The organism is Caballeronia sp. LZ035 (genome assembly GCF_031451175.1).
GTDB lineage: Bacteria > Pseudomonadota > Gammaproteobacteria > Burkholderiales > Burkholderiaceae > Caballeronia.
In genome coordinates, this window is the sequence record NZ_JARUXS010000001.1 from 1,688,746 (window position 1) to 1,711,664 (window position 22,919).

Consider the following 22,919-nt stretch of genomic DNA (forward strand, 5'->3'; position numbering starts at 1 on the left):
GGGTGTCGTCGGTGTGCGGGAGCGTGCCCGCTGCGGCGCTGGCGGCAGGCGGCTCCGCGTGACCCCGGGGCGGCTGGGCGGCGCGCTTGGTCGCGTTCGCCGCCGCTTCACGCGCCTCGCGCGCAGCGGCCTTGGCGGCGACGCTCTTCAACGCGACATCGAGCGGATCGGGCGCCTTCGGGGCGCGCAAGCGGTCGACGATGCCAGCCACCTTGATCTGCTCGCTGGTGGCGTTGAAGTTCAGCACGGCGCGGCGCATGAGTTCGCTCACGCTGATGCCGAGCGTGTCCGCTGTCTTGCTGATGGCCAGCTTCTGCGCGGGAGTGACGAAGACAACGATGCGTTCGCTGGGTTTGGTCGACATGAGCGGCTCGCAAACAGTAAGGCGATCGTAACCGGACGACTGGCTGGACGAATCGCAACTTCGGTTCATCAAACGGCACGACATCTTTACCGCAGGGTTCGCGCATGACCGACCGGGAACCTGCAATCCATGCATCCATCATATCGGTTTGCGTGTGGACGTGGGTCGGGGGCCGGTGTGCCGCCGCTCTCAGGCCAAATCTTGAGCGCGACGCGAAATCGCCTTGCGTTCAGACACTTGCCTATATTCTCATACAGTTGTCCACAACCCTGTCCACGTCCACTGTGGGTAACCCAACACAGGAGTGGGATAGGGGCCGCAGACGCCCCTCTGCGCACTCGCTTACAAAAAATCCCGGCGGTTTTGCGGTGACGCGCGCGAATTCTTTAAAATGCGCTGTTACCCTCGGTCGAAACCGGCCCGCTCATTCGCTCGCCCGTCTTTGCAGTCGCGCCCGCACAGCAGTGCAGCGGCGCAGCGCGCGCCTCCGGCGCACGCCGAACGAACCCAGTCATGCCTATCATCAAACGACCCGACTCATCGAATTCCACGCGACACGATCGCGAACCCAGCTGGAACGAATCACGCAACCAGGCACGCAACGACTCCGACTCCCGCAGCCGCCCTGGCCGCGGCGGCGGTGACGGCGGCGGCGGCCGCCGTGGCGGCGGCAACGACCGCAATGACAGGAACGGCGGAGGCGGCCGTGGCGGCCGCTCCGTCATGGCGCGCATCGCACTCTGGTTCGCCGGCCTCGTGGCGCTGGGCGCCGTGGTGGGCGGACTTATCGTCGGCTACGCGCTCGTCGTCATGGAGCCGAACCTTCCGTCGCTGAATGCGCTGATCGACTACCGGCCGAAAGTGCCGCTGCGCGTCTATACCGCGGACCACGTGCTGATCGGCGAATTCGGCGAGGAACGCCGCAGCCTCGTGCGCTTCCAGGACATTCCCGACCAGATGAAGAAGGCCGTGCTCGCGATCGAAGACTACCGCTTCTACGATCACGGCGGGGTCGACTTCCTGGGCATCCTGCGGGCGGGCGTCGCCGACCTGATGCACGGCGGCGCATCGCAGGGCGCGAGCACGATCACGATGCAGGTCGCGCGCAACTTCTTCCTCTCGAGCGAGAAAACCTACACCCGCAAGGTGTACGAGATGCTGCTCGCGTACAAGATCGAGCGTGCCTTGAGCAAGGATCAGATTCTCGAGCTGTACATGAACCAGATTTATCTGGGCGAGCGCGCGTACGGCTTCTCGGCGGCGGCGCGCGTGTACTTCGGCAAGGATCTGAAGGACATCTCGCTCGCCGAGGCGGCGATGCTCGCGGGCCTGCCGAAGGCGCCTTCAGCCTACAACCCGGTCGTCAATCCGAAGCGCGCGAAGGTGCGCCAGCAGTACATCCTGAAGCGCATGCTGGACCTGAACTTCATCACGCGCGAGCAGTACGACCAGGCGGCCGCCGAGGAACTCCACACGAAGTCCGCCGGCACCGAGTATGGCGTGCATGCCGAGTACGTCGCGGAGATGGTGCGGCAGATGATGTACGCGCAGTACAAGGAAGAGACCTACACGCGCGGCCTGACGGTGGTCACGACCATCGATTCCGCCGATCAGGACGCCGCCTACAAGGCCGTTCGCAAGGGCGTGATGGACTATGAGCGGCGCCATGGTTATCGTGGTCCGGAAGGCAACATCAACCTGCCGTCGAATGCGGACGACCGCGCGGAGGCCATCGAGGACGCGCTCGTCGATCACCCGGACAACGGCGAACTCGTGTCCGCCGTGGTGACGTCGGCGAGCCCGAAGCAGGTGACGGCGCAGTTCGTCGGCGGCGACACCGCGACGCTGTCCGGCGAGGCCCTGCGCTTCGTCGCGGCCGCGCTGCGCAGCAATGCATCGAAGACGCTGGCCATCAAGCCGGGTTCGATCGTGCGCCTGATGCGCGACGACAAGGAGAAAAGCGGCTGGCAGATCACGCAGTTGCCGCAGGTCGAGGGCGCGCTGGTGTCGATGGTGCCGCAGGACGGCGCGATCCGCGCGCTGGTCGGCGGCTTCGACTTCAACAAGAACAAGTTCAACCACGTGACGCAGGCCTGGCGCCAGCCGGGGTCGAGCTTCAAGCCGTTCATCTACTCGGCGGCGCTCGACAAGGGGCTCGGACCGGCGACCATCATCAACGACGCGCCGCTGTTCTTCCCGGCGACCAACGGCGGCGATCCGTGGGAGCCGAAGGACGACGATCAGCCCGATGGCCCGATGTCCATGCGCACGGGCTTGCAGAAGTCGAAGAATCTGGTGTCGATCCGCATCCTGTCGTATATCGGCACGAGCTACGCGCAGGACTTCGTGACGAAGAACTTCGGCTTCGACAAGGACAAGACGCCGCCGTACCTGCCGCTTGCGCTCGGCGCGGGTTTGGTCACGCCGCTGCAATTGTCCGGCGCGTATTCGGTGTTCGCGAACGGCGGGTTCCGCATCAATCCATATCTGATCGGCGAAGTCGACGATGCGCGCGGCGCCGTGATCTCGCGCGCCAATCCGTTGACGGCGGGCAGCAACGCACCGCAGACACTGGAGCCGCGCAACGCGTACATCATGAACAGCCTGTTGCATACGGTGGCGACTCAGGGCACGGGCTCGGGCACCAATGTGCTGAAGCGCAATGACCTGCAAGGCAAGACCGGCACGACCAACGACGCGAAGGACGGCTGGTTCGCGGGCTATCAGAAGCAACTGGTCGCGGTGGCGTGGATGGGCTATGACCAGCCGAAGACGCTCGGCAGCCGCGAGTTCGGCGCGCAACTGGCGTTGCCGATCTGGGTCGAGTACATGGGACGCGCGCTGCGCGGTATTCCGCAGCAGGAGATGACCCAGCCGGACGGCATCACCACGGTCGACGGCGAGTTGTTCTATGCCGATCGGACGCCGGGCATGGGCTTCGTCGCGAGCGTCGGGCTCGACAACACCAATCCGATGGCCGGCGATGCCACCACCATGGGCGGGGTCGGCCCGGCGGGCATGCAGGCGCCGCCGCCGCAAGTCACCACCGACGAGCGCAAGCAGATCATGGATATGTTCAGCAAGCCGTAACGCGCGGTGACTGCAAGCGCGACGCTGTCAAGCAAACGCGCCGGGTTCGCAAAGAACCCGGCGCGTTTTTTACTTCAGCCGGCTGCTTGTCAGTGACCGGTGGCGCCTGCCGGTTTGACCGAGCAATTCATCTGCAACGTGGACTTGTCCGAGAACGTCAGCGTGAGCGGAATACTGGAGCCGACCTTGAGCGGCTTGGCCGGTTCCTCCAGCATCAGGTGATAGCCCTTCGGCGCGAAGTCGAGCTTGCCGTGGGCGGGGACCTCGACGGAGTCGACCGGCGACATCGTTGCCGTGCCGCCCTTCATTTCCGATTTGTGCATCATCGCCATGCCGAAGGCGGGGGTGTGTGCGTCGGTGAGCGTGACGGGCGTGTCGCCGTTGTTGTCGAGGTTGAAATACCCCGACGACGGCAGCGTGGGCGGCATCGCGCGAATCCAGCAGTCATGCGCTTCGAGCGTAGCGGCCTGAGCGAGAGATGCGCACGCGAGCGCGCCTGCGAGGAGAACAATTTTTTTCATAGGGTGCTCACTTGACGGTGAAGTTGTAGTGGCCTTGCGTGCGATGCCCGTCTGCGGCGAGCGCGGTCCATTGCACCTTGTAGACGCCCGGTTGCAGCGCGGGAAGCGCGACGCTCATGTGCTTCTTGTCGCTGTCGGCGACCACGGATTTTTCGGTGTTGACCTGCGTGCCTTGCGCATTCGTGACGAGTAGCTTGCTGAAGGTCGGTTCGAGCGCTTCGCCAAAGTCGATGGCGACCTCGTGCGGCGCGCTGACCGTCGCGCCGGGGCCGGGTTGCTGCAGCTTGGGCAAGGCGTGGGCGAGCGCGAGTTGCGCTGCCAGGGCGCAGGCGAGCGCGAGCGCGCCGCGCATAAGCGATGATGGCTTCATGACGTGTCCTTGAAGGCTCCGGACGTGGTGTGTCGCGGATGGGTGTTGATGAGGAACGGAGGCGCGGCGCGCTGGGTTCAGGCGCGCGCGTCAGAGGTCAGAGAGCGGCGGGCGGGGCACGGGGTTGTGCAGTGCGCAGTCGTGCGCTGAAGGGTGCGTCGGCGCTGACCAGTGTCGTGAACGGTTCACGGGCGGCTTGCAGGATGCCTGGGCTGGATGGCGCTGCGGGCGGCGTGGGCGCGTGCGCGATGAAGTCGCAATAGGCGCAGGCTTGCAGGTGCGCGAGCCTGTCGTGGTTCGTGCGATGAGCGGAAGCCGGCTGGTCTGAGTGCGCGGTGGGCGCAACGGAAGCGCAGACGGAAGCGAGCAATGCGTCGATGCGCGCATGTTCGAGCGCCTGCGACGCGACGGGCGCAAGCGAGAGCAGCAGTATCGCGCAGAGTGCCGCGATTCCGCCGATCTTCCTGACGATGGCCCGACGCAAGTGATGCATGCCGCGTTCGATGTTTGGACGATGCTGAACGATGGATTATGCCATGGGGGTCTGGCGGGAAGGCGTCGGGTGGGGGAGGCGGTTCGACGCGGGAGGAATGCAGAAGAAGAATTGCAGACAACAAAAAACCCGCTCGATGGCGGGTTGATGTGTACGACGTGTTGCCTGATTCGCTGGCTTGACTGAAGCCGTACTACATAAATCTTCAACTGTGGTTGCGGGGGTAGGATTTGAACCTACGACCTTCGGGTTATGAGCCCGACGAGCTGCCAGACTGCTCCACCCCGCGTCCGTCGAAGAAAAGATTATATGCCATCGCTTACTTGAGCGCAATGGTTTGCTCGTCTTTCGATCCATATCGAACTGAAGTGCCTGCTCGGGGCAACCCCGCCTCAAGTCGCTTTAACACCGATGCATGGCCGCTTCACATGTTGCTCTTGCATTCGCGCGTGTCAAAATCGCAAGCCTCGGCGGTATGCCACGCACAAAGCGGCACAAAGAAAGCGTGGCACTTACAAGCCGGATACCCCTCACGCAAGTCAGTCAAGGAGTCGCACGCTCATGGACATTCCACACGTTCTGCAGGCCATCGCGCATCAGGAACGCACGCTCGTGTTCCCGCAGTTTCATGCCGAACAGGCGTGGCAGATCGGCTCGCAATTGCGCGAGATGGCGGTGGCGCGCGGCGCGGCCGTGGCCATCGATGTGCGTACTTTCGGCCGCAAGCTCTTCTACATCGCGCTCGACGGCACCACGCCCGACAACGCGCGCTGGGTCGAACGCAAGTCACGCACCGTCGAACACTTCCGCCGCAGTTCGTATGCGCTCGGCCTCACGCTGCAACAGGCGGGCACTACGCTCGCCGACAAGTTCAGCCTCGACCCCGCCGCTTTCGCCACGCATGGCGGCGCATTTCCGCTGCGCGTCACGGGCGCGGGCGTGATCGGCTCGGTCGCGGTATCGGGACTGGCGCAGCGCGATGATCACCAGATGGTCGTCGAAGCGCTCTGCGCGGTACTCGGCCACGACTTCAGCCAGCTGTCGCTCGGTCAGGACTAGTCACGACGACCGACACGCACCCTCCAACCCCTCAAAGGAATCGATGCGCTCAACCGCTTATGTCCTGCTCGCGATCGCGATCGTCGCCGAGGTCATCGCGACCTCCGCGCTGCGCGCCTCCGATGGCTTCACGCGCCCGCTTCCCGCCGCGATCGTCGTGGCCGGATACGGGGTGTCGTTCTATCTGCTCTCGCTGACGCTGCGCGCGTTGCCGGTCGGCGTCGTCTATGCCGTATGGTCGGGCGCGGGCATCGTGCTGATCACGCTGGTCGCCGCGCTGCTCTTCAAGCAGACGCCGGATCTGCCCGCGCTGCTCGGCATGGGCCTCATCGTGGCGGGCGTCGTGGTGCTCAACGCGTTCTCGAAAATGAGCGCGCACTGAGAATCATCGAATGACCGGATCGTGCGCACGCAAACGCTGCGGCGTTACTTGCAGCGGACGATCATCGAACGGTTCTTGACGTTCGCCGAGATCACGTTGGTGATGCCGCCGCCGGTCGGGCCGCCTTCCTCGTTGTCCTTCGACACGATGTCATAGCCCGTCGCACCGCACTTCTCGCCGGCCAGGACGTAGCAGCTGGCCCAGCTGGATCCCGCATCGGCGCCGCTGCAGTTGACCGCGTAGCCGGTCTGGCCATCGGGCAGGTTGATCAGCGATGCTTCGTTCGACGATGCACACGCGCCGAGGCTCGCCACCGCGAGCGCCGCCGCGCCGATCAGGGCGGCACGCAACCAGGAAGCGTTCGCAGCGCCGGATGGGGTGGCGCATGCCGAGTGTCGGCGCATGCGCCGGCCGTGATCCTTCATCTTTACCTCGTGAGAGCAAATGACGTTGCGCCGCTCGCAGGACAGTCACAGGACCGTCGCGCGAGGGCGTTTTTTTGAGAGAGGCATTGTCCCATACGCGCCTTACGTGACACGTAAGCGCTTGTTAGCGCATCCCTCTGCCGGGCGCGATGCTTGCGAAAGAAGGCGGACGGGGGCGCGCCGCAGCCAGGCAATCGCGGCGCAATGGAAACAATTGGAACGAATGAACTAATTTCCGGATCCGACGCCTTACTGATCTGATTGCCGGTTGAAATTGCCTGACCGAAGCGTCACGAACTGCGACGCGCGGTCCGCAAAAGGAGGAAGAAACATGGCAGAACGAGTCACGGGGCCATACCGGGGGTATTACATCAGCGCCTCGGCGCGGCTCGTGCAGACGCACGAACCGCCAAGCGGACAGGGACCGATCTACGTCGGATCGGTGAGTCTCGCGCAGGGCGGTCCGGACGACGTGCATCGTTTCGAGGCGCTCGTCGACCTCGGGCCGGAGCAGCGTTTCTCGACCGAAGCCCAGGCGCTCGCACACGTGGAACAGGCCGCGCGCGAGTATATCGACCGCCTGCTGCGTCCGGCATGATGCGCCCCAATCACCTGCGACACGCCGTGCTGTTCGACGTCGCCACCTGTCTCGCCGACTTGTTTCCGAGCGGCGCGGACATCGCGGAGATTGGCGTGGACGCGGCGCCTTCGCTGTTCGTCAGCTGGCGCACGGGTGGGGTGGCCAATCATCCGGGCAACATCGCGTGGGGCGTGCATTACCGCTTCGATGTGCAGGTGCTGCGCGCCTATCCGCAACTCGCCGACGACGCCCGCGAGCGGGTCTGCGAACGCGTGCGCGAGATGAGCCGGCTGCTGGATTTCAATTACGCCGATCCGCTGGCGAGCTCGCTGCTGGTCGTCGATATCGACGAAAACGTGCTTGTCGCGTGATGCATTGTTGCGGGGGGGCTTGGGGTATGGACCGCGAAACGGGCGCGCAGTTACCATAGTCGCCGCACCGCTTCATGCGAAGCCCGAGACATTCGGGGATCTCGCCACCCTTCGCGTGGAACGGGCCGTCACGGCCACGCTACGAGACCATCATGGACATCCGATTTCTCCAGGACGCGCGCGACTATCGCGATTTCAATCTGACCGTCGAATTCGCGGCGCTGGTCGATGGCCGGCGCGTGCCCTGCGCGATTTCGGTCGAGGCGCTCGAAGACCATTTCGGCGCGCAGACCTATGACAGCGCAGGCTGGATCAATGCGTTCGACGCCGGGCGCACGCACATCGAAGCAGTGGCGCGCGAGCATCTGCGCGTGACCAACGGCATGCCGGTGCTGCTGAAGAGCGGCCACTTCCCGCCGGGTCCGGTAACGCCAACGCAGCACTGAAGCACATCCGGATTCCACTCTTACATGGCGTGATGTAAGACCTGCATCGCAGTGCCGGTCAGGCCATGCGGAAAGACGCCGGCGCGCTTTCGCGTTACCACGCAACGGAGTACCATCTGCACACTCGCCGCACGCGATGCGATTCGCTCGGCATAGTACTTGCTCAACGCCATGCGCGTTACTTGAGCAGCCACATTATAAAAATCGCGCGGGGTCGTCATGTTCCATTCCTTTCTTCACTCGCTTGTCGAGTCCAATGCGCTATGGCTCATCTGGGCAGCCGTCGGTGTGCTGATTCTTGCGGTGTGCATCGTGTTCTCGTCGGTCGTCCTGCGCGACTCGGACGAGCCGCTGTACGAGTCGGTCGCGCGTCCGGACAACGACCGCATGCCGGTCTGACCGAGGCATCGGCGGTGCAGGGCGGGGCCGCGCGTTGACTTCAAAATCGACGCTGCCGACCATGCCTCGCATGGGACCGCGAGCACCCCGCACCGAGCAAAGACGCGAGCAGCGCATGGCGCTGCGCGAGCGCATACTCGAAGTCTCGCGCGAGATCGTCAGGCGGGAGGGATTCGCGTCGCTGTCGATGAGAAAGCTCGCCGGCGCCATCGATTATTCTCCCGCCGCGCTCTATCTTCACTTCAGGAGCCGCAGCGAGATCGCGCGGGCACTGTGCATGGAAGGCCACCTGCGATTGCACGAGGCGTTCATTGCGCAGGCGAGCATCGCGGAGCCGGTCGCCCGTCTGCACGCGATGGCGCGCGCATATGTCGACTTCGGCCTGGCCGAACCGCAGACGTATCGGCTGATGTTCATGGAGCCGGCGCGTTCCGGCGAAGCCGCGACTGATGGCATCGATACGAACGCTCCTGCAGTTGCAGAAGCAGCCGACGCCGGCGCGGCGATGCTGACGCCGATCGCAGACGCGTTCCTCGAACTGCGCGCGGCTGGACGCCTGCCGCCGCACGCCGTGCCCGCGGCCTGTGCGGAAGGACTCTGGGCGAGTCTTCATGGCATCGTCGCGCTGAAGCTGAACGGCGCAGCATGGCCCGCCACGCCGGCTGAAACGCTTGTCGAGTTGTCGCTCGAAGCGTGGTGCAAGCAGGCGGACGAGCGCGCCGGCGACAGGCGAATTGCGGGAACCAAACCTCGGAAAGCAGAACCTCAAGGCAATCCAGCGAACCGACCCGACACCTCAACACGATGACCACCGAAGACATTCGAATCGACACTGCCAACGGCATTGGCTTCATTGCGCTCGAACGCCCGAAGGCACTCAACGCGCTGACCGCGCCGATGCTGGGCGCAATCAGCGAGGCGCTGCGCGCATGGCGGCACGACCAGGCGATCCGCGCGGTCGTGATCTTCAGTCCGCATGTGCGCGCGTTCTGCGCGGGCGGCGACATCCGCTTCCTGTACGAATCGGCGAAGGCGGGCACGCGCGAAGCCATCGACGCGTTTTTCACGGAGGAATACAAGCTCAATCACGCGATTTTCACGTTTCCGAAGCCGTATATCGCGGTGGTGAACGGCGTTGTGATGGGCGGCGGGATGGGTATTTCTCAGGGCGCCCATCACACGGGCGGGCTGCGTATCGTCACGCAGTCCACCAAAATGGCGATGCCCGAGACGCGCATCGGGCTCTTTCCCGATGTCGGCGTGAGCTGGTTTCTGGCGCGCGCGCCGGGCGCAATCGGCCGCTATCTCGCGGCCACCGGCGCGACCATGGCCGCCGCCGATGCGCTCTATGCCCGCATGGCCGACGCCTATCTGGACGATGGCGCGTTGCCCGGACTGATCGAATCGCTGCGGCATCAGCGCTTTCTCGACGGCGTGGAGATCGTGCGTTTCGTGCAGGGCGAAACCACGAAGTACAAAGTGGCGCCGATTCCCGAACGCAGCGCGCTCGCCGAGGCACGCACCATGATCGACAAGCATTTTGCGGCGGGCAATGGCGCGTCGATTCTCGCATCGCTCGAGCGCGATGCCGACGCCGGTCACGAGTGGGCGCGGCAGACGGCCCTGGAGTTGCGTGAGCGTTCGCCCTTGTCAGTCGATGTGGCCTTGCAGCAGGTGGACCGCGCGAAGTTCTCGACCATGGCGGAGACCTTGCGTCGCGATCTCGACCTGACGCGCACGGTGTTCGAACGCGGCGACGTGGTCGAAGGCATCCGCGCGCGCATTGTCGACAAAGACAATCAGCCGCAATGGAAGCTTGCGCGGCTGGAGGACGTGAAGGCCGCGGACGTCGAGCGCATGTTCGAAAGTGCGTGGACGCCGGCGGCGCATCCGCTCAGGCTCCTGAAGGACTGAACCGGGCAAGCCCTGGCGTGCACGCGGCCCGATTGAACCTGATCGGGCCGCTTCTGCTTTATTTGCAGCGCAAGCGCGGATCAGCGTGTGTCGCTGCCGGCCATGAACGCGCGCATGAACACGAGTGCGCCCCAGCCCCAGATGGCATTGGCGATGAAACCGGGTGCGAGGCGCGGCAGCATGTTGCCGGCAGGCCAGATGCCGCGCACGGGATCGATGATGAAGACGCCGACCGCCGTCAGCACGATGCCGCCAAACACGAGTGCGCCAATCCACGGCGCGCTGCGATCCGGCGCGACGCGCAGCAGCCACGCCATCAGAATGCCGAAGGCAGCGCTCCAGAGCGCGTTGGCGATGAATTCGGGGATGCCGAGCGGCAGGAACGGCACAGTGGAGAAGCCGGCCGGATCAATGAGACCTGCCGCGTGCAGCAGCGCCAGGGTCGATTCGCGAAAGAAGAGTGCGGCAAGGAAACCGGAAACGAACGGCAGAATGATTTTTTGCATTGGCAGGACCGCTTGGATCGCTTGAAAACATTTCAAGCCCGGAGCCGCGGTTCTCTCGGATTATCGTGACGAGCGCCATTATAGGGGCGTCGCGGGCGCTTCCAGCCCGTTACACGCGCCGTGTCTGACTATTTCGCGATTGCGTCGCTCGCGGGGCTGTGATGCAGCATGCGATCGCTGTTTTGCGGTGGAGTGGGGCGCTTGACCGGCATGTTGTCGGGGTTGTCCGGGCGGGTCGCGCTCGCGGATGGCGCGCCGGGGGTGGTCGGCGGCTTGACCATCGAGGCGCCGTTGTTTGACGGACTGGTCTGGGCTTGCGCGGCGAAGGCGGCGGCGAGGAGGAGAGCGACGGTCGCGAGACGATGACGGGGCATGACGGTTCTCCGGGCGACGCAGGCGAGGTGCCTGACTGGGTTCATGGACAGGTGCAGCAAGTTTCTGCCCAGCCTGCCAGCATCAAGCAGCCACAACCAAACTGCCGCAGTGCGGTAAAATCGCGAATTCCCTTTATCTTCAAACGGCTCGCGCTCTGCGCGCCGCTCCCTCATTCGTTCATGGCCGCCGTACCGAAGCTCAAGTCCCGTCGTGTCTCCGTCGCTCCGATGATGGATTGGACCGACCGTCATTGCCGTTCGCTGCATCGTCTGGTGTCGCGTCATGCCTGGCTTTATACGGAGATGGTGACGACCGGCGCCCTGCTGTATGGCGATGTCGCACGTCACCTTGCATTCACACCGGCCGAAGCCCCCGTCGCGCTGCAACTCGGCGGCAGCGAGCCGGCCGATCTCGCCCGCAGCGCGAAGCTCGGCGAACAGTGGGGCTACGACGAAATCAACCTCAATTGCGGCTGCCCGTCGGAGCGCGTCCAGCGCGGCGCGTTCGGCGCGTGCCTGATGAAGGAGCCGCAGCTCGTCGCGGACGGTGTGAAGGCGATGCGCGACGCCGTGTCGATACCGGTCACGGTCAAGCATCGCATCGGCGTGGATGAGGTCGAGGATTACGCCTTCGTGCGGGATTTCGTCGGGACCGTGGCGGACGCGGGCTGCGAGGTGTTTATCGTGCACGCGCGCAACGCGATCCTGAAAGGGCTGAGCCCAAAGGAAAATCGCGAGATTCCGCCGTTGAAGTATGACTATGCGTATCGGCTGAAACGGGATTTTCCGCATCTGGAAATCTCGATCAACGGCGGCATCAAGACGCTGGATGAAGTCGAAGAGCATTTGAAGCACGTCGACGGTGTGATGCTCGGCCGCGAGGCTTATCACAACCCTTATGTGCTGGCGGAGGTCGATACACGCTTCTATGGCGCGTCCACGCCAGTGCGCTCGCGCGAAGAGATCGAGGAAGCGTTGATTGCTTATACGCGTGCCGAGCTTGCACGCGGCACCTATCTCGGCGCGGTGACACGGCATGCGCTCGGGCTGTATCGCGGCGTCGCGGGCGCGCGCGGATGGCGTCGCGTCCTGTCCGACAGCCGCCGTCTTGCTACCGGCGACCTCGCGATCTTCGACGAAGCACGCGGCCATCTGCGCGAGGCCATGGAAACAATCGAATCCTGAACGCCGATCTGCGGAAAAAGATGCTCAAAAGGGCTAGTCAAGCATAAGCATTGTTCGTATAATCTCGCTTCTTGATTGCTGCGGTAGCTGTTTCGGAGCAGTCGGGATCGCGGTAACAGTGGTGGCTGTAGCTCAGTTGGTAGAGTCCAGGATTGTGATTCCTGTCGTCGTGGGTTCGAGTCCCATCAGCCACCCCACCGAGAATTCGTCGTATTGTCGTATTCGTAGCGCCTCGCCGCTGCACCAGAAAAGCACTGTGTTCTCACAGTGCTTTTTTTTCGCCCGAATTCGCATCCAGCGAACGAGAGACGCTCGAACGGGCACCCATCCCCCACGCCGCCCCATGCTACGATTTTCTCTTCCCCCGGGACGAGATTGGAGGCAGCCATGGCAACCTTGGCGATCGACGGCGTGCGCTGGGTCAACGACCGCGTGACCAGCGTGCGATGGGGCAGTTTCGATCCATCCACGAACGACTGGACCGCGCCCACCACCATCGTGGACGTTCAGCAGGTCGTGGACGCCATCCATAGCGGCAAGGAAGTGCGTACGCTTTTCACGCTCGGCGGGCGGACGTTTCTCGGGCCGAAAGTGGGCGCACTGCCTTACACGAACGGCCATGTGGGTATCGAGGCGCGGGTCCAGGACGGGCAGATCGAAAAATCGCTCGAGGATCTCCCCGCCGTCTGAATGCGGCGCGGCCCGTTTCCTGCGATATCCGATCGCGCGGGCGCAAACGGCGCTGCCGTCAACGCACGCGTAATGCTGACGGACGGCTGCACCCGTTCAGCCTGTGCAACACGCAGCGGCGCTGCATCCGCGACGCCGCAGGTGCGTCACCATCAACGAGGAGGTCGGTATGGCATCGTCGAATGAAGGGAATCTGCGCGCGTTCGTCCAAACCGCGGAACAGGCAGGCGGTTTCGTCTGGGTGATCGCGCTCGTCGATTTTTCCGCGAAGGAAATCAAACGTGCGATGGTCTCCGAGGAAAACTTCTCGACCGCCGACGCCGCGCGCGATGCCGGCAATGACCGCCTGAAAGGCATGTCGAACGACCGCTGAGGCCGGTTCCAGACAGTTGAATCGAACTCGTTCGATGTCTTCGAACGAGTTCACCAAGCCGCTCGTACGGCAACGCGCAAACCCTCGCCCATAATGCCTTCACACTGATCAACGTTCAAAGGAGAACGTCATGAATCGCTTCGAAGGCAAGACAGTCCTGGTTACCGGCGGCAACAGCGGCATTGGCCTGGCCGCCGCGCAGGCGTTCGCAGCTGAAGGCGCGCGCGTCGTCATCACGGGTCGCGACGAGGCTTCACTGGCATCCGCACGCGCCACGCTCGGCGACCATGCGCTCGCCATCCGCAACGTCACCGGCACGGTCGCCGCCGCGCGCGAACTCGCGCAACAACTCTCAGACGCTCATATCCGGCTCGATGCCGTCTTCGTCAACGCAGGCATCGGCATCTTCGCGCCGTTCACCGACATCGACGAGCAAGCCTGGGACGACACTTTCTCGATCAACGTGAAGGGACCATACTTCCAGATCCAGGCCTTGGTGCCGCTGTTCAACGAAGGCGCGTCGATCGTGCTGAACGGTTCGATCAACGCGCACATCGGCATGCCGACGTCATCGGTCTACGGGGCCAGCAAGGCGGCGCTCGTGTCGCTGGCGAAGACGCTGTCGGCGGAATTGTTGCCGCGCGGGGTGCGCGTGAACGTGGTGAGCCCCGGTCCGGTCTCGACGCCGTTGCACGAAAAGCTCGGTATCGTCGATGACGCGCGTGCACAACTGCAAGCCCAGATTCCGCTTGGCCGCTTCGGCAAGTCGAGCGAAGTGGCGGCGACGGTCCTGCATCTTGCCGCGCCGGAGTCGGGCTTCATCGTCGGGACGGAGATCGTGATCGATGGCGGGATGAGCCAGCTCTGATCTCACCCGATGCGGCATGGACCGGCGTCCGGCCATGCCGCGCGCATCATTGCATCGGCCACCAGGCGCCGATTCCCGGCTCGGCGTCAAGGGCGCGCAGGAAGTCGTCGGCGAACGCGGCGCTTGCCAGCTCATGTTCGAGCGAGCCTGCGGTGAAGTCGTGGGGATTCTTGAGGCCTTTGGCGTGGCGGATGATGGCGACCGTTTCAGTCAGGGCGGCGATGGAGTCGAGCGTGTGCGAGTTCATAGCGCACTTTTACGGCAGGGACGGATCAGCCTTTAGAGCGCGGACGCGTAAATTCGACTGCGCCGCGCATCATGTCCTGGTTTTCCGATGCCCTGACACCAGCGCGCCCGCGTCCGGTGCGAGCGTGAAGAGATCGATGACGCCGATCAGCCCGATCAAGCCGACGATCAGGAACGCCACGCTGAAATCTTCCGGGCCGATGCTATGGGCATCGTGCCCATGCAGCCATTCGCCGAAGCGCAGCGCGATGGCGCCAACCGCCACGCCGATGCCCATCGTCATCTGAAACAGCGTGCTGGACAGCGCGGACGCCGCGCTCATTTGCGCCTTGGGCACGTCGGCGAAGCTGAGCGTGTTGAGTGCCGTGAACTGCAGCGAGCGCGACAGCCCGCTCGCAAACAGCACGGCGGCGATCACGAACTTCGGCGTCGCGGGCGCGAGCAGACTCATCGCGGCAAGCGAGAGCGCGGCGAGCACGCCATTCACGATCAGCACGTGCCGAAAGCCGAAGCGGCGCATGACCGGCGTCGTGACGAGTTTCATCGAGAGATTGCCCGCGAACACCGCGAGTGTCAGCAGGCCGGATTCGAACGCGTTCATGCCGAAGCCGACCTGGAACATCAGCGGCAACAGGAACGGCGCGGCGCTGATCGCGATGCGAAACAGCGAGCCGCCGCCCATCGCCACAGCAAAGGTCTTCACGCGCAATGGCGACAAGTCCACGACCGGTTGCGCCGCGCGGCGCAGATGCCACCACGACGCGATGCCCGCGATTCCCCCCACCAGCACGAGCACGCCGATCGAGGTCCAGTCGGCGTCGCCGCGGCCGCTCAGTTCCATCGCGTAGAGCAGCGTGGTGCAGGCGATGCCGCACAGCGCGAAGCCCGGCAGGTCGAAGCGGCGTCGTGCGTCTTCGCGCGTGTTGTCGAGATAGCGCAGCGTGAGCAGAAGGCCGATCAGCCCGAGCGGCACGTTCAGATAGAAGATCCAGCGCCATGACGAATACGTGGTGATGAAGCCGCCCAGCGGCGGTCCGATCACCGGCGCGACGAGTCCCGGCCACGTAATGATGGCGATGGCGCGCATCAGGCCTTCCTTGGGGGTTGCGCGCAGCACGGCGAGCCGTCCGACCGGCACCATCATCGCGCCGCCGATGCCCTGCAGCACGCGCGCCGCGGCGAACGCGGGCAGGGTCGAGGTGGTCGCGCACAGGACGGACGCTGCCGTGAACACGGCGATCGCGCTGCCGAACACGGTGCGCAGGCCGAAGCGGTCGGCGGCCCAGCCGGAGATCGGAATGAAGACGGCGAGCGTCAGCAGATATGCCGTGATGCCGAGGCTCATGTCGGCGGGATGCACGTTGAAGGAGCGCGCCATCTGCGGCAGCGCCGTGGCGATGATCGTGCCGTCGAGGTTCTCCATGAAGAAGGTCGCAGCGACCAGCATGACGATGAGCGACGCGCTGCGCTGGCGGGCGCGGTCGCTTTCGGACGGCATCGGTTCGGGCATTCCTGAACGGGCGGATGGACGGTGGACGAGGCTGCCATTCTAGCCGCGACAGCAGAGCTTGCGCGCCTATGGTAGTTTTCGCGCTTGCCTGAAAGCCAGCCACAGCCAAGGCTGGCGATGTGCTGACCAAGCACTGACGACATGCCGACATAACGCCAACAAGAGGGATTGGACAATGAAGTTTCGGAAACTGGGTGACTCGGGTATCGACGTGAGTCTGATCGGGCTCGGCACCATGACCTGGGGCGAGCAGAACACCGAGCGCGACGCGCACGAGCAGATCGACTACGCGCTGGCGCAGGGCGTCAATCTCGTCGATGCTGCCGAAATGTACCCGGTGCCGCCGCGTCCCGAAACGCAGGGCCGTACCGAGCAATACATCGGCACGTGGCTCGCGCGGAACCCGGCGAAGCGCACCGATATCGTGCTCGCCACCAAGATTGCCGGACCCGCGCGCCAGCCGCACAATCCGCGTCACATTCGCGGCGCGGGCAACCAGTTCGACCGCAAGAACCTGAACGAAGCCATCGACAGCAGCCTGAAGCGCCTGCAGACCGACTACGTCGACCTGTATCAGCTGCACTGGCCCGACCGCAGCACGATGACCTTCGGCCGTTCGTCCTATCCGTATCTCGAGGACGAGTACTCGGTGCCCATCGAGGAAACGCTCGTCGCGCTCGCCGAACTCGTGAAGGCAGGCAAGATCCGCCATGTCGGCGTGTCGAACGAAACGCCGTGGGGCGTCGCGCAGTTCCTGCGCGCGGCCGGGAAGGCCGGCTTGCCGAAGATCGTCAGCATTCAGAATCCCTACAGTCTCGTGAACCGCACCTATGAACTGGGGCTGTCGGAGTTCACGCACCGGGAAGGCGTCGGGCTGCTCGCGTATTCGCCGCTGGCCTTCGGCTGGCTTTCCGGCAAGTACGAAGGCGGCGCGCGTCCGGCCGGCGCGCGCATCACGCTGTACGAACGCTTCCAGCGCTACAGCAAGCCGCAGTCGGTCGCGGCCATCACGTCGTATGTCGACCTCGCCGCGCGCCACGGCCTCACGCCCACACAGCTCGCGCTCGCGTTCGTGAACCAGCGGCCCTTCACGACCAGCACGCTGATCGGCGCGACGACCATGGAGCAATTGAAGGAAAACATCGGCAGCGTGGAGATCGAACTGTCGGAAGAAATCCTGGCCTCGATCGACGCGCTGCACGAGCGTCAGCCGAATCCGGCGCCCTGAAGTTTGCCGACGCATCGGTCGGACACGCCGCGGATTTTCCTGTGTGTTCAGGGATTTGCCACGCTTTTTGCAGGCAGCGCCGCGAATGTGTCAGCATGGAGGTTCTCGCGGCGGCGTGCCTCGTGGGTCTGAAACGCCGAGGCAAGGCGGCGCTTCATGGCCCGACGCGCAGAAAACCGCTTGAAGACATTACCCGCAAGAACGTGCCGCACGTCGCAAGGTAACAAGCAGGACAGGAAGCCCCGCGCGCCCGCATCCTGCATCAACAACGCCGTCTGAACGCCCGTAGCGCCGCATCGCCGCGCGCCACGGCGCGTTCGTCGCAACACTCGCGGTGTCGTGTCGGCTGCAAGGCACTACACTTGCTCGATGGTCCTGGTTGCCCGCTGCGGCGCCTCAAGCCACAGCGCGCTCTTCGCAAAGGAGTCGTCGCTCATGTCTCAAGCATCACCTCAAGCAAAAGACCTCGATCGCCTGTCGATCGATACCATCCGCACGCTGTCGATGGACGCCGTGCAGAAGGCCAATTCCGGCCACCCCGGCACGCCGATGGCGCTCGCGCCCGTGGTGTTCCACCTGTGGCAGAACCATCTGCGCTACGATCCCGACGCGCCGCTGTGGCCGAACCGCGACCGCTTCGTGCTCTCGGTCGGTCATGCGTCGATGCTGCTCTACTCGATCCTGCATCTCACCGGCGTGAAGGAAGTCGACGAACACGGCAAGCCGACCGGCAAGCCCGCGATCTCGCTCGACGACATCGAGCATTTCCGTCAGCTCGACAGCAAGACGCCCGGCCACCCGGAATTCCGCATGACGACCGGCGTCGAGACGACGACCGGCCCGCTCGGGCAGGGTCTCGGCAACAGCGTGGGCATGGCGATGGCCGCGCGCTGGAAGGAAGCCCATTTCAACCAGGGCGGCGATACGCTGTTCGACTATCACGTCTGGACGCTATGCGGCGACGGCGACATGATGGAAGGCATCTCGCACGAGGCGGCATCGCTGGCTGGGCACCTGAAGCTGTCGAACCTGACATGGATCTACGACAGCAACACCATCACCATCGAAGGTCACACGGAGCTCGCCTACAGCGACGACGTGGCCTCGCGTTTCCACGGCTACAACTGGAACGTGCTGCACGTCGATGACGCCAACGACGGCGCCGCGCTCGAAGCCGCGTTCAAGGAGGCGAAGGCGACCCAGGACAAGCCGACGCTGATCATCGTCAAGAGCATCATCGGCTGGGGCGCGCCGCACAAGCAGAACACGGCGGGCGCGCACGGCGAGGCGCTGGGCGAGGACGAAGTGAAGCTCGCCAAAAAGTTCTATGGCTGGCCCGAGGACAAGCAGTTCTACGTGCCCGACGGCGTGATGCAGCACTTCGCCGAAGGCATGGGCGCGCGCGGCAAGAAGCTGCATGCGGAATGGAAGCAGCGCCTCGATGCCTACGGGAAGAGCCATCCCGAGCTGGCGAAGGAAGCCGGGCAGATGCTGGATCACACGCTTCCCGAAGGCTGGGAAGACGCCATTCCGAACTTCGACGCCGATCCGAAGGGTCTCGCCACGCGCGACTCGTCCGGCAAGGTGCTGAACGCGATCGCGCAGCGCATTCCCTGGCTGATCGGCGGCGCGGCGGACCTGTCGCCGTCGACGAAGACGAACCTCAAGTTCGAGGGCGCGGGCAGCTTCGAACATGACGACTACTCCGGACGCAACCTGCACTTCGGCATCCGTGAGCACGGCATGGGCGCGGTCTGCAACGGCATGGCGCTGTCCGACCTGCGGCCGTACGGCTCGACCTTCCTGATCTTCAGCGACTACATGAAGCCGCCGATCCGCCTCTCGGCCATCATGGAAGTGCCGGTCATTTACGTCTTCACGCACGACTCGATTGGCGTCGGCGAAGACGGTCCGACCCACCAGCCTATCGAGCAGCTCGCGTCGCTGCGCGCGGTGCCGGGGCTCACGCTGCTGCGCCCGGCGGACGCGAACGAAGTGGGCGAGTCGTGGCGCGTCGCGCTGACGCACAACAAGGAGCCGTCGTGCCTCGTGCTGACACGCCAGCCGCTGCCCACCTTCGACCGCTCGAAATACGGCTCAGCGGAAGGCGTACGGCGCGGGGCGTATGTGCTCGCCGATGCCGACGGCGGCAAGAAGCCCGAGGTCATCCTGATGGCGAGCGGCAGCGAAGTGTCGCTGTGCGTCGAGGCCTTCGAGAAGCTCACGGCCGAAGGTATCGCGGCGCGGGTCGTGTCGATGCCCTCGTGGGACCTCTTCGAAAAACAGGATGAAGCCTACAAGGAGTCGGTGCTGCCCTCGGACGTGCACGCGCGCGTGTGCGCCGAGCAGGCGGCGACGCTCGGCTGGGACCGCTATGTCGGCCGGCTCGGGGCGCAGATCGTCATGCATACGTTCGGCGCGTCGGCGCCGTTGAAGGCGCTCAAGACCAAGTTCGGCTTCACGCCGGAAGCGGTCGTCGACGCTGCGAAGAAACAGATCGAACGTGTGAAAACCAACGGCAAGGAGTAACGGACATGCAGATCGGCATCGTGGGACTGGGGCGCATGGGCGGCAACATCGGGCGCCGCCTGATGCGCGACGGACACCAGTGCGTCGTGTACGACCACAACCCCGAGGTCACGGCCACGCTCGCGGGCGAAGGCGCGACCGGCGCGAAGGATCTCGGCGATCTCGTCGCGAAACTGGAGACGCCGCGCGTCGTCTGGCTGATGCTTCCGGCGGGCAAGATCACCGAGGACACGCTGGGCGACCTGCGCAAGATCCTCACGGCGGACGACGTGATCATCGACGGCGGCAACAGCTTCTACAAGGATGACATTCGCCGCGCGGCGCAGTTGCGGGAGCAGGGCCTGCATTATGTCGATGTCGGCACGTCGGGCGGCGTGTGGGGCCTGACGCGCGGCTATTGCATGATGATCGGCGGCGAAGAGGCGGTCGTGCGCCGCATCGATCCGATTCTCGCGACGCTCGCGCCCGGACGCGGCGACATCCCGGCAACGCCCGGACGCGAAGGCCGCGATGCGCGCGTGGAAAACGGCTACATGCATTGCGGGCCGGTGGGTTCGGGGCACTTCGTCAAGATGGTCCACAACGGCATCGAGTACGGCCTGATGCAGGCGTATGCCGAAGGCTTCCACGTGCTCGAACGCAAGGACTCGACCGAGCTGCCGGAGAATGAACGCTATTCGCTCGATCTCGCCGATGTCGCCGAGGTATGGCGGCGCGGCAGCGTGGTGTCGTCGTGGCTGCTGGATCTGACGGCGGGCGCGCTCGCCGGTGACGGTTCGCTCGACCGCTATTCAGCCGAGGTCGCCGACAGTGGCGAAGGGCGCTGGACCATCGAGGCTGCGATCGAGGAGGCGGTGCCCGCGCAGGTGCTGTCGGCGGCGCTGTACACGCGCTTCCGCTCGCGCGACGCCGAGTCGTTCCCCGAGCGCATGCTGTCGGCCATGCGCTTCGGCTTCGGCGGGCATCACGAGTTTCCGGTGAAATAGAGGCGGGTTCTCTGCTTGTTTGAAACGGCGGCGCCGGACCTTCGCGGTCCGGCGCCGTTTTCATTTCATCATGCGCCGCCTGAAAAGCCAGGCGCACACGAAAAACGGCACGACGGCATAGGCGCACAGCACGAGCACGTGCAGCGCCCAGCCGTCGAGCGGACGGCCGAGCATCGCAGGACGGATCAGCTCCACCGCGTGATAGAGCGGCAGCACCTGGGTCACGTGCTGCGCCAGCGCGGGCAACTGCGCGATCGGGAAGAACACGCCGGAGAGCAGCAGCATCGGCGTGAGCGCGAGTGTCTGGTAGAACATGAAGAAGTCATAGCCCGGCGCCACCGCCGTCACGATCATCGCCGTGCTGGAGAAGGCCAGCCCGGTCAGCACGATGACCGGCACTGCGATCAGCATCGACGGAAAGCTCGCGTAGCCGAACGCGCCCGCGACGATCATGATCGCGACGCCCGACAGCACCGACTTGCTCGCGGCCCAGACGATCTCGCCCAGCACGATGTCGCCGAGTGTGAGCGGCGTGTGCATGATGGCTTCCCAGGTGCGCTGCACGTGCATGCGCGAGAAGCCGGAGTACATCGCCTCGAAGCTCGACGACATCATCACGCTCGACGCCGCCGTGCCCGCCGCGAGGAACGCGATATACGACACGCCGTCGACATGCCCGACCATCAGGCCGAGACCCAGGCCCAGGCCGAACAGGTAGATCATCGGATCGGCGAGATTGCCGATCATCGACGCGATCGCGAGCTTCTTCCACACCAGGTAATTGCGCCGCCACACGGACATCCAGTGGGTGGCGTTGGCGGGCAGCGCGCTTGAAAGCGGTGTGAGATTGTCCACCGTGGCTTGCGTTTGTTTCCGGCGCGCGGCTTTTGCCTTGGCGCTGGATTGATCGAAGGTATTCATGAGCGTGTGCGGTTCAGTCCACCATCTCGCGGCCGGTAAGGCGCAAGAACACATCTTCCAGATTCGCCGGACGATGCAGATAACGCACGCCGGCGCGGCCGCGTACGAGCGCATGCACGGGTTGCGGGTCATCGACGTAGCAGAACAGCGTCTCGCCGCTGACTTCCATGCGTGCGACGAGCGGTTCCAGTTCGGCGGCGAGGGCTTTTGGATCCGGTCCGTAGATCTCGATCACGTCCGAGCCGATCACCGATTCGATCAGTTCGCCCGGCCTGCCTTCGGCGATCTTGCGGCCTTCCTCGATCACGCACAGGCGGTTGCACAGACGCTCCGCTTCTTCCATGAAATGCGTGGTGAGCAGGATGGTCTTGCCGCGCGCGAGCAGGGAGCGCAGCCGTTCCCAGATCAAATGGCGCGCTTGCGGATCGAGGCCGGTGGTCGGCTCGTCCATCACGAGCACGTCGGGGTCGTTGACGAGTGCGCGCGCGAGCGTGAGGCGCCGCTTCATGCCGCCCGACAGTTCGCCGACACGCGCATCGGCCTTGCTCTCTAGCCGCGCGAATTCGAGCAGCGACGGCACGAGCGCGTCCATGCGCGCACCCTTCAGGCCGAAGTAGCGGCCGAACACGACGAGGTTTTCGCGGACGGTGAAATCGGGATCGAGATTGTCGAACTGCGGCACCACGCCCACACGCTCGCGAGCGAAGCGGGCACGCGCCGGAACGGGCTCGCCGAAGAGCCGTATCGAGCCGCTGTCCGGCGACGTGATGCCGAGCAGCATCTTGAGCGTCGTCGTCTTGCCGGCGCCGTTCGGGCCGAGCAGGCCGAAGCACTCGCCGGGACGCACGTCGAACGAAAGGCCGTCCACGACGGTGCGTGTGCCGTAGTGCTTCCTGACGTCACTGAACTCGATGGCGGGTGTGCCGGCACGCGCTGGCTGCTGCAATGTTTGATCAGTCATGCAATCGTGTTGCGGGAAAAATCGATGGGAAATCCAGCGGGCTAGTGTAATCCAATGCACCAGCGTGGCGCTCGGCGTGCCGTGGCAAGCGGCAAGGCCGTTTCGAAACCGTGCGTGCGTTGCGTGGT

The 22,919-nt window shown here is 64.6% G+C and carries 27 protein-coding genes, 2 tRNA genes and 1 pseudogene; 17 read left to right on the forward strand and 13 right to left on the reverse strand.

What is annotated here, in order from left to right:
• Positions 1 to 136: 136 nt before the first annotated feature.
• Positions 137 to 364, reverse strand: a pseudogene (locus tag QCE88_RS42040) (plasmid mobilization protein); the annotation flags it as partial.
• Between the two features lie 513 nt (positions 365 to 877).
• Between QCE88_RS42040 and QCE88_RS07940 the strand changes: the two are divergent.
• Positions 878 to 3,454 (forward strand): penicillin-binding protein 1A, encoded by a 2,577-nt coding sequence (locus tag QCE88_RS07940; protein ID WP_309900724.1) that lies wholly within the window; start codon positions 878 to 880, stop codon positions 3,452 to 3,454.
• An 89-nt stretch (positions 3,455 to 3,543) separates the two neighbouring features.
• Here the strand turns inward: QCE88_RS07940 and QCE88_RS07945 are convergent, their stop codons facing one another.
• The 4 genes from QCE88_RS07945 to QCE88_RS07960 all read right to left on the reverse strand — a co-directional run bounded on the left by QCE88_RS07945 (position 3,544) and on the right by QCE88_RS07960 (position 5,127).
• Positions 3,544 to 3,975 (reverse strand): copper chaperone PCu(A)C, encoded by a 432-nt coding sequence (locus QCE88_RS07945; protein WP_309900726.1) that lies wholly within the window; start codon positions 3,973 to 3,975, stop codon positions 3,544 to 3,546.
• A 7-nt stretch (positions 3,976 to 3,982) separates the two neighbouring features.
• Positions 3,983 to 4,345: a copper homeostasis periplasmic binding protein CopC gene (copC, locus tag QCE88_RS07950; protein ID WP_309900728.1), complete on the reverse strand. Its 363-nt coding sequence runs from the start codon at positions 4,343 to 4,345 to the stop codon at positions 3,983 to 3,985.
• Between the two features lie 97 nt (positions 4,346 to 4,442).
• Positions 4,443 to 4,838 carry a DUF2946 family protein gene (locus tag QCE88_RS07955; RefSeq protein WP_309900730.1) on the reverse strand — a complete coding sequence of 132 codons (396 nt, stop codon included), beginning with the start codon at positions 4,836 to 4,838 and terminating at the stop codon, positions 4,443 to 4,445.
• Positions 4,839 to 5,050: 212 nt separating this feature from the next.
• A tRNA-Met gene (locus tag QCE88_RS07960) sits at positions 5,051 to 5,127 on the reverse strand.
• Between the two features lie 272 nt (positions 5,128 to 5,399).
• On the opposite strand from QCE88_RS07960, the gene QCE88_RS07965 reads away from it, so the two are divergent.
• A complete protein-coding gene (locus tag QCE88_RS07965; RefSeq protein WP_309900732.1) occupies positions 5,400 to 5,897 on the forward strand; it encodes a heme-degrading domain-containing protein in 498 nt (165 codons plus the stop codon).
• Positions 5,898 to 5,940: 43 nt separating this feature from the next.
• Positions 5,941 to 6,279 carry a multidrug efflux SMR transporter gene (locus QCE88_RS07970; RefSeq protein WP_309832047.1) on the forward strand — a complete coding sequence of 113 codons (339 nt, stop codon included), beginning with the start codon at positions 5,941 to 5,943 and terminating at the stop codon, positions 6,277 to 6,279.
• 44 nt (positions 6,280 to 6,323) lie between these two features.
• Here QCE88_RS07970 and QCE88_RS07975 read toward each other — a convergent pair whose 3' ends face one another.
• The gene (locus QCE88_RS07975) at positions 6,324 to 6,704 is read right to left on the reverse strand and encodes a hypothetical protein (protein ID WP_309900734.1); all 381 of its coding nucleotides are present in this window, start codon (positions 6,702 to 6,704) and stop codon (positions 6,324 to 6,326) included.
• A 331-nt stretch (positions 6,705 to 7,035) separates the two neighbouring features.
• Between QCE88_RS07975 and QCE88_RS07980 the strand changes: the two genes are divergently transcribed.
• The 3 genes from QCE88_RS07980 to QCE88_RS07990 all read left to right on the forward strand — a co-directional run bounded on the left by QCE88_RS07980 (position 7,036) and on the right by QCE88_RS07990 (position 8,101).
• Positions 7,036 to 7,302, forward strand: a complete 267-nt coding sequence (locus QCE88_RS07980) for a hypothetical protein (RefSeq protein WP_309900737.1) — start codon at positions 7,036 to 7,038, stop codon at positions 7,300 to 7,302.
• Complete coding sequence (locus QCE88_RS07985) at positions 7,299 to 7,655, forward strand: hypothetical protein (protein ID WP_309900739.1); 357 nt, start codon at positions 7,299 to 7,301, stop codon at positions 7,653 to 7,655. Before QCE88_RS07980 ends, QCE88_RS07985 begins: the two co-directional genes overlap by 4 nt.
• Positions 7,656 to 7,807: 152 nt before the next feature.
• On the forward strand, positions 7,808 to 8,101 hold the full coding sequence (locus QCE88_RS07990; RefSeq protein ID WP_309900742.1) for a DUF1488 domain-containing protein: 294 nt from the start codon (positions 7,808 to 7,810) through the stop codon (positions 8,099 to 8,101).
• A gap of 20 nt (positions 8,102 to 8,121) precedes the next feature.
• On the opposite strand, the gene QCE88_RS07995 is transcribed toward QCE88_RS07990, so the two are convergent.
• Positions 8,122 to 8,322: a hypothetical protein gene (locus QCE88_RS07995; RefSeq protein ID WP_309900744.1), complete on the reverse strand. Its 201-nt coding sequence runs from the start codon at positions 8,320 to 8,322 to the stop codon at positions 8,122 to 8,124.
• On the opposite strand from QCE88_RS07995, the gene QCE88_RS08000 reads away from it, so the two are divergent.
• The 3 genes from QCE88_RS08000 (at position 8,321) to QCE88_RS08010 (ending at position 10,414) form a co-directional block, all read left to right on the forward strand.
• Positions 8,321 to 8,500, forward strand: a complete 180-nt coding sequence (locus QCE88_RS08000; RefSeq protein WP_309900746.1) for a hypothetical protein — start codon at positions 8,321 to 8,323, stop codon at positions 8,498 to 8,500. The two genes, QCE88_RS07995 and QCE88_RS08000, sit on opposite strands and share 2 nt — an antisense overlap.
• Positions 8,501 to 8,570: 70 nt before the next feature.
• Positions 8,571 to 9,308, forward strand: coding sequence for a TetR/AcrR family transcriptional regulator (locus QCE88_RS08005; RefSeq protein WP_309900748.1), 738 nt, complete (start codon positions 8,571 to 8,573; stop codon positions 9,306 to 9,308).
• Entirely contained in the window at positions 9,305 to 10,414 is a 1,110-nt protein-coding gene (locus QCE88_RS08010) for an enoyl-CoA hydratase/isomerase family protein (protein WP_309900750.1), read from the forward strand. Before QCE88_RS08005 ends, QCE88_RS08010 begins: the two co-directional genes overlap by 4 nt.
• Before the next feature lie 80 nt (positions 10,415 to 10,494).
• On the opposite strand, the gene QCE88_RS08015 is transcribed toward QCE88_RS08010, so the two are convergent.
• Both QCE88_RS08015 and QCE88_RS08020 read right to left on the reverse strand, forming a co-directional pair.
• The gene (locus QCE88_RS08015) at positions 10,495 to 10,920 is read right to left on the reverse strand and encodes a hypothetical protein (RefSeq protein ID WP_309900752.1); all 426 of its coding nucleotides are present in this window, start codon (positions 10,918 to 10,920) and stop codon (positions 10,495 to 10,497) included.
• A gap of 128 nt (positions 10,921 to 11,048) precedes the next feature.
• A complete protein-coding gene (locus tag QCE88_RS08020; RefSeq protein ID WP_309900753.1) occupies positions 11,049 to 11,294 on the reverse strand; it encodes a hypothetical protein in 246 nt (81 codons plus the stop codon).
• A 180-nt stretch (positions 11,295 to 11,474) separates the two neighbouring features.
• Between QCE88_RS08020 and dusA the strand changes: the two genes are divergently transcribed.
• From dusA to QCE88_RS08045, 5 genes are all read left to right on the forward strand, one after another.
• Positions 11,475 to 12,479, forward strand: coding sequence for a tRNA dihydrouridine(20/20a) synthase DusA (dusA, locus tag QCE88_RS08025; protein WP_309900756.1), 1,005 nt, complete (start codon positions 11,475 to 11,477; stop codon positions 12,477 to 12,479).
• Between the two features lie 121 nt (positions 12,480 to 12,600).
• Positions 12,601 to 12,676 (forward strand) — tRNA-His (locus tag QCE88_RS08030).
• Between the two features lie 190 nt (positions 12,677 to 12,866).
• Positions 12,867 to 13,169, forward strand: coding sequence for a hypothetical protein (locus QCE88_RS08035; protein ID WP_309900758.1), 303 nt, complete (start codon positions 12,867 to 12,869; stop codon positions 13,167 to 13,169).
• A gap of 169 nt (positions 13,170 to 13,338) precedes the next feature.
• Positions 13,339 to 13,542: a hypothetical protein gene (locus QCE88_RS08040; protein WP_309900760.1), complete on the forward strand. Its 204-nt coding sequence runs from the start codon at positions 13,339 to 13,341 to the stop codon at positions 13,540 to 13,542.
• Between the two features lie 130 nt (positions 13,543 to 13,672).
• Positions 13,673 to 14,410, forward strand: a complete 738-nt coding sequence (locus QCE88_RS08045) for an SDR family oxidoreductase (protein WP_309900762.1) — start codon at positions 13,673 to 13,675, stop codon at positions 14,408 to 14,410.
• 46 nt (positions 14,411 to 14,456) lie between these two features.
• Here QCE88_RS08045 and QCE88_RS08050 read toward each other — a convergent pair whose 3' ends face one another.
• Both QCE88_RS08050 and QCE88_RS08055 read right to left on the reverse strand, forming a co-directional pair.
• Positions 14,457 to 14,657 carry a hypothetical protein gene (locus QCE88_RS08050; RefSeq protein WP_309900764.1) on the reverse strand — a complete coding sequence of 67 codons (201 nt, stop codon included), beginning with the start codon at positions 14,655 to 14,657 and terminating at the stop codon, positions 14,457 to 14,459.
• A 69-nt stretch (positions 14,658 to 14,726) separates the two neighbouring features.
• The gene (locus QCE88_RS08055; protein ID WP_309900766.1) at positions 14,727 to 16,154 is read right to left on the reverse strand and encodes an MFS transporter; all 1,428 of its coding nucleotides are present in this window, start codon (positions 16,152 to 16,154) and stop codon (positions 14,727 to 14,729) included.
• Between the two features lie 187 nt (positions 16,155 to 16,341).
• Here QCE88_RS08055 and QCE88_RS08060 point away from each other — a divergent pair, with 187 nt between their 5' ends.
• The 3 genes from QCE88_RS08060 to gnd all read left to right on the forward strand — a co-directional run bounded on the left by QCE88_RS08060 (position 16,342) and on the right by gnd (position 20,909).
• A complete protein-coding gene (locus tag QCE88_RS08060) occupies positions 16,342 to 17,394 on the forward strand; it encodes an NADP(H)-dependent aldo-keto reductase (protein WP_309900768.1) in 1,053 nt (350 codons plus the stop codon).
• Between the two features lie 435 nt (positions 17,395 to 17,829).
• The gene (gene tkt, locus QCE88_RS08065; protein WP_309900769.1) at positions 17,830 to 19,923 is read left to right on the forward strand and encodes a transketolase; all 2,094 of its coding nucleotides are present in this window, start codon (positions 17,830 to 17,832) and stop codon (positions 19,921 to 19,923) included.
• 5 nt (positions 19,924 to 19,928) lie between these two features.
• Positions 19,929 to 20,909, forward strand: a complete 981-nt coding sequence (gene gnd, locus QCE88_RS08070) for a phosphogluconate dehydrogenase (NAD(+)-dependent, decarboxylating) (RefSeq protein ID WP_309900771.1) — start codon at positions 19,929 to 19,931, stop codon at positions 20,907 to 20,909.
• 60 nt (positions 20,910 to 20,969) lie between these two features.
• On the opposite strand, the gene QCE88_RS08075 is transcribed toward gnd, so the two are convergent.
• Together QCE88_RS08075 and nodI are read right to left on the reverse strand one after the other, a co-directional pair.
• The gene (locus QCE88_RS08075) at positions 20,970 to 21,830 is read right to left on the reverse strand and encodes an ABC transporter permease (protein WP_309900773.1); all 861 of its coding nucleotides are present in this window, start codon (positions 21,828 to 21,830) and stop codon (positions 20,970 to 20,972) included.
• A gap of 13 nt (positions 21,831 to 21,843) precedes the next feature.
• Entirely contained in the window at positions 21,844 to 22,791 is a 948-nt protein-coding gene (gene nodI / locus QCE88_RS08080) for a nodulation factor ABC transporter ATP-binding protein NodI (RefSeq protein WP_309900775.1), read from the reverse strand.
• Positions 22,792 to 22,919 lie beyond the last annotated feature (128 nt).

What these genes read in the sequence shown, in the direction of transcription:
- QCE88_RS07945 (WP_309900726.1), bottom strand. Translation starts at nt 3,975, where the DNA reads ATGAAAAAAATTGTTCTCCTCGCAGGCGCGCTCGCGTGCGCATCTCTC.
- copC (WP_309900728.1), bottom strand. Translation starts at nt 4,345, where the DNA reads ATGAAGCCATCATCGCTTATGCGCGGCGCGCTCGCGCTCGCCTGCGCC.
- QCE88_RS08020 (WP_309900753.1), bottom strand. Translation starts at nt 11,294, where the DNA reads ATGCCCCGTCATCGTCTCGCGACCGTCGCTCTCCTCCTCGCCGCCGCC.
- QCE88_RS08005 (WP_309900748.1), top strand. Translation starts at nt 8,571, where the DNA reads ATGGGACCGCGAGCACCCCGCACCGAGCAAAGACGCGAGCAGCGCATG.
- nodI (WP_309900775.1), bottom strand. Translation starts at nt 22,791, where the DNA reads ATGACTGATCAAACATTGCAGCAGCCAGCGCGTGCCGGCACACCCGCC.
- QCE88_RS08060 (WP_309900768.1), top strand. Translation starts at nt 16,342, where the DNA reads ATGAAGTTTCGGAAACTGGGTGACTCGGGTATCGACGTGAGTCTGATC.
- QCE88_RS07980 (WP_309900737.1), top strand. Translation starts at nt 7,036, where the DNA reads ATGGCAGAACGAGTCACGGGGCCATACCGGGGGTATTACATCAGCGCC.
- QCE88_RS07985 (WP_309900739.1), top strand. Translation starts at nt 7,299, where the DNA reads ATGATGCGCCCCAATCACCTGCGACACGCCGTGCTGTTCGACGTCGCC.
- QCE88_RS07965 (WP_309900732.1), top strand. Translation starts at nt 5,400, where the DNA reads ATGGACATTCCACACGTTCTGCAGGCCATCGCGCATCAGGAACGCACG.
- QCE88_RS08000 (WP_309900746.1), top strand. Translation starts at nt 8,321, where the DNA reads ATGTTCCATTCCTTTCTTCACTCGCTTGTCGAGTCCAATGCGCTATGG.
- QCE88_RS08010 (WP_309900750.1), top strand. Translation starts at nt 9,305, where the DNA reads ATGACCACCGAAGACATTCGAATCGACACTGCCAACGGCATTGGCTTC.
- QCE88_RS08035 (WP_309900758.1), top strand. Translation starts at nt 12,867, where the DNA reads ATGGCAACCTTGGCGATCGACGGCGTGCGCTGGGTCAACGACCGCGTG.
- QCE88_RS07940 (WP_309900724.1), top strand. Translation starts at nt 878, where the DNA reads ATGCCTATCATCAAACGACCCGACTCATCGAATTCCACGCGACACGAT.
- QCE88_RS08055 (WP_309900766.1), bottom strand. Translation starts at nt 16,154, where the DNA reads ATGCCGTCCGAAAGCGACCGCGCCCGCCAGCGCAGCGCGTCGCTCATC.
- QCE88_RS07970 (WP_309832047.1), top strand. Translation starts at nt 5,941, where the DNA reads ATGCGCTCAACCGCTTATGTCCTGCTCGCGATCGCGATCGTCGCCGAG.
- QCE88_RS08040 (WP_309900760.1), top strand. Translation starts at nt 13,339, where the DNA reads ATGGCATCGTCGAATGAAGGGAATCTGCGCGCGTTCGTCCAAACCGCG.
- QCE88_RS08075 (WP_309900773.1), bottom strand. Translation starts at nt 21,830, where the DNA reads ATGAATACCTTCGATCAATCCAGCGCCAAGGCAAAAGCCGCGCGCCGG.
- QCE88_RS07995 (WP_309900744.1), bottom strand. Translation starts at nt 8,322, where the DNA reads ATGACGACCCCGCGCGATTTTTATAATGTGGCTGCTCAAGTAACGCGC.
- QCE88_RS07975 (WP_309900734.1), bottom strand. Translation starts at nt 6,704, where the DNA reads ATGAAGGATCACGGCCGGCGCATGCGCCGACACTCGGCATGCGCCACC.
- QCE88_RS07990 (WP_309900742.1), top strand. Translation starts at nt 7,808, where the DNA reads ATGGACATCCGATTTCTCCAGGACGCGCGCGACTATCGCGATTTCAAT.
- QCE88_RS08015 (WP_309900752.1), bottom strand. Translation starts at nt 10,920, where the DNA reads ATGCAAAAAATCATTCTGCCGTTCGTTTCCGGTTTCCTTGCCGCACTC.
- QCE88_RS08045 (WP_309900762.1), top strand. Translation starts at nt 13,673, where the DNA reads ATGAATCGCTTCGAAGGCAAGACAGTCCTGGTTACCGGCGGCAACAGC.
- gnd (WP_309900771.1), top strand. Translation starts at nt 19,929, where the DNA reads ATGCAGATCGGCATCGTGGGACTGGGGCGCATGGGCGGCAACATCGGG.
- dusA (WP_309900756.1), top strand. Translation starts at nt 11,475, where the DNA reads ATGGCCGCCGTACCGAAGCTCAAGTCCCGTCGTGTCTCCGTCGCTCCG.
- QCE88_RS08050 (WP_309900764.1), bottom strand. Translation starts at nt 14,657, where the DNA reads ATGAACTCGCACACGCTCGACTCCATCGCCGCCCTGACTGAAACGGTC.
- tkt (WP_309900769.1), top strand. Translation starts at nt 17,830, where the DNA reads ATGTCTCAAGCATCACCTCAAGCAAAAGACCTCGATCGCCTGTCGATC.
- QCE88_RS07955 (WP_309900730.1), bottom strand. Translation starts at nt 4,838, where the DNA reads ATGCATCACTTGCGTCGGGCCATCGTCAGGAAGATCGGCGGAATCGCG.